Here is a 980-nt window from a genome sequence, read left to right as displayed (position 1 = left end):
CAGGTTGGCCGGGGACAGCGGGCGCAGGCCCGCGATGATCTCGGCCAGCTCGTCCTCCCCGACCCCGGGGAACTCGGTCTCGGCGTCGGCGAGCAGGTCCCGTACCCCGGCGACGGTGACCTGACGGTCGTCGCCGTGTTCGTACTGGGTGGCGCCGACGACGAGCCCGCCCTCCCGCGGGACCAGGTACAGTGGCCGGCCCCGCACGAGGGCCCGCACCACGCCGGCGGGCGGGTCCTGGCAGCCCGGCCGGGTGCGCAGGCGCAGGACCTCGCCCTTGACCGGGCGGATGGGCAACCCCGACAGGTCGGCGGACCCGGCGCCCGCGGCCAGGACGACGCGGTCCGCCTCCACGTGGTCGAGCGAGACCACACGGCCCCGCTCCCACCTCACCCCCTCGGCCCGGCAGGCGCGGGTGAGGGCGGCCAGCAGGACGCGGTTGTCGACGGCGCCCTCGGAGTCCATGCGGTAGGCGGTGCGGGCGACGCGGGCCAGGGACGGTTCGGCCGCGCGCAGCTCGCGGCGGGTCACGCGGCGCAGGTCGGCGGCGGTGATGCCGGGCGCGGACCCCGAGCCGGGGTCGGGCTGGCGGGCGGCCCAGGCCATGGCCATGTCGAGATCGCGGGCGTCGGCGTCGTCCACGGCCAGCATGTGGGTGTGCGCGGCGGTGCGGATCGGCGGCCCGGGCGGCCGGTGCGGCTCGAGCTCGCGCAGGAACCCCGGCCACCGCCGCAGCGAGTCCACGCCGAGCGCGAACGCCGCCTCCTCCCCCGGCCAGGCCTCGCTGAACGGGGCCAGCATGCCGCCCGCGACCCACGCCGCGCCCGAGGTGGGGACGCCGTCGGGGCCGGAGTCGTCGGGCTCGTGGATCACCACCTCCGCGGCCGTGCCCGAGCGCGCGAGCGACCGGGCGGTCGACCAGGCGCAGGCCAGGCCGATCACCGAACCTCCGACCACGGCCACGCGGCGGGCGGAGTCGG

General features: G+C 78.5%; 1 protein-coding gene. It reads right to left on the bottom strand.

Annotated elements, in window-relative coordinates; all coding sequences use genetic code 11:
* The coding region (locus tag B4M60_RS00560; RefSeq protein ID WP_291079417.1) for an FAD-dependent oxidoreductase at positions 1 to 980 on the bottom strand (980 nt) is incomplete at both ends.

Source organism: Dietzia sp. UBA5065 (assembly GCA_002415925.1).
Classification (GTDB): Bacteria; Actinomycetota; Actinomycetes; order Mycobacteriales; family Mycobacteriaceae; genus Dietzia.
Note: the sequence above shows the minus strand (reverse complement) of the source record. Positions and strands in the feature narration are given on the sequence as shown.